General features: G+C 47.7%; 1 protein-coding gene. It reads right to left on the bottom strand.

The genetic code is table 11. From position 1 onward, the window contains the following. Positions 1-4,821: hypothetical protein (locus KDK17_RS16885; protein WP_257288612.1), on the bottom strand; the 4,821-nt coding region annotated here is incomplete at both ends.

Here is a 4,821-nt window from a genome sequence, read left to right on the forward strand (position 1 = left end):
TTGATCAGGTCTGATTCAGACAGGCCAACGGCATTGGCATAAGGTGTCAGGGTATCCTGAACATTGGTCAGGAATGCTGCCGTCCTGCGGCCGTTTTCAAAGGCAATATCGTCAAGAACGTAGTTGGCGATCACAGAAGCGGCATACTCCTTCATGCCGGCAAAAGATTCTTTCATGCCTGCCGGGCCATTGGTGGTCACGGTCACAGGAGTAAAGGCACTCTGCATGAATTCCTCAGCACCCTTGTCGGACAGCATCTGAACAACCTTCCTGAACTCAGGCACCCTGACGCCGTGTTTATAGCCAATGAAGTGCTCAAACTCATCCACCAGCTGATAACCATCGACACCTCTGACGGCCTTCATGTAGTGTTCCAGTTCAACCTTGCTGATCAGACCTTCACGCAGCAGAGTGATGATCCTGTGACCACTGGCAGAATGAGTAGCGAAGTATTCCGAGAAGCTTTTCAGGCCCTCTGGTTCATGCTCAATGAAGTGAATGGCTGCTTCACCTATGCCGTGGATTTCATCGTCGAATTGTTGTGCCCCGGTGTTCATGTAAATTCTCGCCCGGCTCGCCAGCATCTGGACTTCTTCCAAAGGATTCAGAGACTGATCTTCTGCGAGCTCGAAGGTGAACGTCGCCTTCAGGTCTTTGAAGACTGCTACAATCCGACTGGCCTGATTAAAGGGCAGATTGTCCCCGGCCAGGGCCTGCAGGCGAATCGGCGCAAATTCATCGTCCAGGTCAAAAGTCTGAAGATTGGGTATCGATTTACCGTTTAGTTCTGCCGATTCTGACAGGCCAATTACGGCTTCCAGAGCCTGTTTTTTGAGGGAGTGCGACTGCATGTAGGCGTGCAAATCGGCCAGTATTCTTGCCTGCCCCGGCGTGTACTGGAAGGGACCACCTTCATTTTCGGCGGCTTCCTCCGCAGCATGCAGCACTTTCTTTAATTTATCTATTTCCGATTTCCTGACTTCTATTTCTCTGTTCAGAGTGTCCTGTTCCCCGGTCAGCTGCAGAATCTTGCCGCCACTACCATCATCCCCTCCCAGCTCCAGCTGTTTGTTTCTCAGGGCGTCAACCCGGTCAGTATAGTGGGCAGTAGGGTCTGGCTTGAGGCCCACGTTATCTTCAAGGTCTCTAAGAGTCGCTACATGAGCTTCCAGGTCTTCTTGTGCTTCTGATATGACTGCTCTTTTTTGTTTCAGGACTAATGCCTGCACGTCTCTTTCGTCTTCAAGTTTGGTTTTAGCTTTCGGATCACTGTCTTTGGAGTGGTCGATCGCCTGATTTATAGTATTCAGTTCCTCTTGTGCTTGCTTTTCTTCATCCTGTGCATGGGTCATTTCCATTACTCTTAAAGCGTGCTCATGAAGGAATTTCGTGACCTGAGCGTACTTTCTCCTGGTTTCAGGCAGTTCGCCCGCTGGATAATCAACTTCATCCTGACCATAAGTGTCCGCGTGGGTCACAATGGCATTAAAGTAATCCTCTTCTGTCAGCCTGTCAGGGTCACCGTCAACAGAGATTTTCAGTTCTGATGTGGTAGCTTTCAGTTGTTGAGCGATTTCATATTGTTTCTCTGAATCTTCTCCATGTAAAAGATCTCTGATGTCGTTTACTCGCTCTTCAGTGGTTTGCTTGTCAACCGGTGTCAGGCCTAAATTAGCCTGAAGTTTTTTCATTACCTGATCAGGCGTTGTCTTGTCCTCATCCGTGATTGGGTTAACGTCAGCAGGACCGGCAGATATCTGTCGTTTGCGACGAACGTTCTCCAGCTTGCGATAAGTAGCCTTCAGCTCACTTTCAGCATCTGCTACTGCTCTTCTGGCTCTGGCCACCTCACGATCAAGAGTGTATCGGGGTTTGGGGCCCAGGCGGGCTATTTGCCTGTCAAGTTCAGCATCGATAGCTTCGATACGCTCATGAGTGTCAGGCTGACCCGCTGTGTTTGCTACTGCTTCCAGCTCTGCGAGCTTTTCTAAAATACGATTGACCTGATCATCTATTGGGGCATCATCTCTATAGTCCTCAATGTTGAGTACGCGAGCAATGTGATTGTTTTTATATCTTTTGACCCCTTCTTCATCGACAGAGAGTGAGCCTACCAGAGGCTTTAACGTCTGGATTCTGTTTATAAGAGAACCCTTTTGTTCTTCCAGACTGGCGTCTTTTATTAAATCTACTTGCAGCTTTTCGGCCAGTTTAGCAACGGAATCCTTACCTCTTTCTATGGCAGCGAGGTTTTTACTCGTGGCGATGCCCAGCTCGTCCTCTGCAGTTTTGAGCATGCTTGTCTGCTGTGCCAAGACTCGTTCATCTGCGTCTTCGACAAAAAAGGTAAGAAGCTCATGAAGCTTTCCAGGTTTTGTCCCCGTTGTTTCGTAATTGGACGTGAACTTTTCTTTGCTGAGGGCATTCTCTATATCATCCAGTTTTTTTTCGGTGACATCATCGCCGTCGAGTATTGCACGAATTCTGTGAAGTCTTTCTCTGTTGTCATCACCTTCATTGACTTTGATCTCAAATATTTCTTCTGCAGTCTTCAGTACCTTCAGCGCGTCTTCCTCAGCTCTCTGCCTGAATTTTGTGATGGATGTCTGTAACGCCTCAGAAATGGCGTTGCGTCGGTAATAGACATCGTCCTCTGCACCGAAATCATCCATCTTCAGAGCTTTCTCCACGGCGCCCAGTTTCCAAAGTACTTCCGGTTTAACTATGTGGCGTGGTGTTCTGAGGCTTTCCAGTTCTGCTTCCAAATCTGCTGGCTTCTTCAGCTTAAACTTAATTGCATACATCTGTTCTGCGGGACGAAGTCTTGCAATATCTTCTTCTTGACGAGTATTCTCTTCGCGAAGTGTTTTAATCTCGCTCTGTTGATCATCACTCAGTTTGGTTAGTTTTTGTGTTAAGGCATTTAGTGATTTGATCTTCTCGACCAGAAGTTTATGCTGTGTGTCAATATCTGTATTGTCATCAAAATCCGGCATGTTTAAATGTGAGGCGATGAGTGCAAGGCGAGCTTTGGTGGCTGCTGCTTTTTCAGCCTCTGTGCGGGTGGTGCTTTGTTGCTGAACCGTTTGTTGATTGGCCTGTTCATCCTGCTGCCTGAGGTAGCTGGGGTGGTTGACGTGCTCAATGTGTTCCTTAATGGCCCGGACACGAGCCTTCAGGTCAGCTTTGTCAACCGGGACCAGACCACAGCCTCTTTCAATGGGAGCAAGAATTTGCTCTGGATTCGCTCCTTCCAATAATGTCTCATCCTGAATTAGCATGGGCCCAAGAACATTGTAAATCAGATCGTTTTCATTGACTGGAGTAATACCTGACCGGCCTTCAATGGCCGCCGGTTTTGCCTTTGCAGCTTCTTTACTGGACCGTCCTGTTGCGTCTAATGTCTTATCTATATTTGGAACGGGCCCATTAGCGCTGTAACTCAGATCCTCTTCATTGATCGGAGTAGTACCTGATATGCCTTCAAACGCCGCCGGTTTTGCTTGTAAAGCTTCTTCATCAGATGTTTCTGGTGCGGTATAGGTTGCGATAACCTTTGAACGCATGTCATTAATTTTCTCCAAGAGACGTCTGGCTTGCCCTTCTGGTGGCTGGGTATCATCCCAGTCATCAATACCAAGCATTGCTGCCAGTTCAGAGTTGTAAGTCTTTCTGGCCTCCAGTCTGGCATCATGGAGTTGTTGTTCCAGCTTTGGAATTTGTTTGACTTCCTGATCAAGTTTCTGCTTCTGGCTTTCCAGTTCTTCCATGTTGCGTCGAAGAGTTTCATACGCAAATTTAGCGTCTTGATAGCGATATTGTGTTTCCTGCTTTTCCTTATCACTGGCGTCGGCTCTTTCCGTTGCTTGCTGCAGTTGATTTTTAAACTGGACGAGTTTGGCTTCTTTTAGCTGAAGCTCTTCGAGCTTGTTATCCACTTCAATCAGCTGTCTGGCCAGGTCACGCCGGATTTTGTCAGCAAAATCTTCGTCATTGTAAATAAAATCGTTCATTAGTTTGGAGATACTGGCTAAAGTATCATCCAGCATATTCTGAACAAAATGCTGTTTATTCAGAAGATTTCTAAGCACGGGTTTGAAGCTGAAGTGTTTTGCCAGTTGCATTTGCAGCCAGGTGTGTGTGATAAATGACGAGGCGATTTTGATGTGTTCTGGTTTTAGTGTGAACTCGACTTCATCGGCTTGATCTGAAGCAGCAATGGCCAACGCCTGATGGAGAGACTCGTAGTATGCAAGCGAACGTATCGCCAGCCTGTCTCTCATTTCAAGCGAAGGTATCTCCGGATTATCTTCCCCTGCAAGCGTCTCCTGTCCTTCGTTAACAGCAGCGTTTTGCCGTGCAACAAGCTCCTCCAGCACTGCCATCTGCCTGCTTCGAATGACGTATTGGTAGCTTTCGACCTTCCTTTTTCTTATCTTTGTTGTTAATCCGGAAGTGGGGTTATCACCCTGAGCTTGTTGCCAGAGGTTATGGATGCTTTCTACAACAGCGATATCATGCGGATTCAGTTTCTGACCATGGAAAACAATCACCTCCCCCGGAATTTCTGATACTTCCAGCTTTGGATAGCCCTCAGGCACAGGATAAACCCGCTTGTCGTTCTCGACGTGTACAACATACCCGACGGGTTTGCTGTGTGCCAACAGTTCATTAAGCGCCTGCTGCTGTAGATCCTCTTCCAGGACATGAACCTGAATATAGGCTGAGGCGGCTGCTGACAGGAGTGCATCGTCATTGACAAAGATTGATTGACCCAGACGTTGCAGTTCAGGGGGCTGATCGCCCGAAGCGATAAGACGC

Source organism: Endozoicomonas sp. SESOKO2 (genome assembly GCF_024606245.1).
Classification (GTDB): domain Bacteria; phylum Pseudomonadota; class Gammaproteobacteria; order Pseudomonadales; family Endozoicomonadaceae; genus Endozoicomonas_A.